The sequence below is a fragment of the Liquorilactobacillus sicerae genome, assembly GCF_029916425.1.
Lineage (GTDB): Bacteria > Bacillota > Bacilli > Lactobacillales > Lactobacillaceae > Liquorilactobacillus > Liquorilactobacillus sicerae.
In genome coordinates this window covers 1-1,227 of the sequence record NZ_JAHAVQ010000035.1, presented here as the reverse complement: position 1 = coordinate 1,227, position 1,227 = coordinate 1, and the positions used below count along the sequence as shown (strand labels likewise).

Here is a 1,227-nt window from a genome sequence, read left to right as displayed (position 1 = left end):
GTAAGTTATGACCCCTGACACATGAGGAAAATATCATTGGTGTTTTGTTTTTGTAAAGATAAAAAATAAAAATGAAATTCCTGTTAGCATAAAGATTCCACCAATATACCATTCTTTTAATAACACAACAATGACTCCTGAAGTGATAAATACTATCGGCATAATAAGTGAATATTTTGCTCCTTTTTCTCCAGACAAGTATTTTTGCCAAGCATATTTTAATCCAAGAGAACTAGAGTTATCGAACTCTCTTAACTTATTTAATGCAGATACACTGCACAATACCAAGAAAAATATTGGCAGCATAAATACACCTAAATGTATTAGATTAAAAAAGTTACCAATTAGTAATGAACAGACTAGTAAATCAATAACTATAAGATCGCGATAAATTGGTTTTATTTGTCTCGTAACTTCTTCCTTTTCCAAAAACTCACGCATACCTGTATCCTCCTTTAACAAAGTATCTAGTGAAATATGGTAATAGTCACTCAACTTAATCAAGCTAGCAATGTCAGGATAAGTTTTTTCATTTTCCCAACTAGAAATAGTTTGTCTAGTAATAAAAAAATCTCTAGCAACTTGTTCCTGAGTAAGATTCAATTCTGTTCTTGCGTTTTTTAGACGATCACCAAATTTCATATATACCCTCCTGATTTCAAAATAATTATGCTGATGAAACGCAAAAAGAGCAAGCATAGAATCATTGCTTGCTCTTTTATAGGCGTTATTTAATAGTTATAGACCCTGATGTTTCTTAACTAAAGACAGCAATAATCATTTTGGTGATTAAATAAATAATTGCAATTACCATCATCCAACCAGTACTGCGCATAAATTCCCAGACATTAGTTTGTGCTTTTGCGTTTTTGGTAATAACTATGCTTTTTTTTAGTGAATCATCACCCTTGATCAAACTATCTAAGGTAATGTCGAACAAATTGCTGATTTGCACTAAACGATCAATATCGGGATAAGTACTCCCAACTTCCCACTTAGAAATTGCCTGACGAGAAACATTAAGCGTTTCTGCAAGATAATCTTGCGTCCACTGTCTTTTTTCTCGTTCTTCTTTTATCCGTTGCCCTAAAGTCATAAGCGTAACCTCACTTTCAATAGATTAATTATCATATTGAAGCGAGAAAAAAGCACGCTAATTATTAGCGCACTAAAAGCAACTACTGGTTGCAGGAAATATTCTATTGTAAACCAGGGGCTAAAACTTAC

Annotated in this window: 2 protein-coding genes; both read right to left on the bottom strand. The window is 32.7% G+C overall.

All coding sequences use genetic code 11. The annotated features are described in order from the left end of the window. Positions 1–33: 33 nt before the first annotated feature. Positions 34–642, bottom strand: a complete 609-nt coding sequence (locus tag KH893_RS10990) for a helix-turn-helix domain-containing protein (RefSeq protein ID WP_281166168.1) — start codon at positions 640–642, stop codon at positions 34–36. Between the two features lie 115 nt (positions 643–757). Further along, positions 758–1,096: a helix-turn-helix domain-containing protein gene (locus KH893_RS10985; protein ID WP_063723600.1), complete on the bottom strand. Its 339-nt coding sequence runs from the start codon at positions 1,094–1,096 to the stop codon at positions 758–760. Between the last annotated feature and the right edge of the window lie 131 nt (positions 1,097–1,227).

Excerpts from the sequence above, each read along its gene's own strand:
- KH893_RS10990 (WP_281166168.1), bottom strand. The coding sequence starts at position 642 with ATGAAATTTGGTGATCGTCTAAAAAACGCAAGAACAGAATTGAATCTT.
- KH893_RS10985 (WP_063723600.1), bottom strand. The coding sequence starts at position 1,096 with ATGACTTTAGGGCAACGGATAAAAGAAGAACGAGAAAAAAGACAGTGG.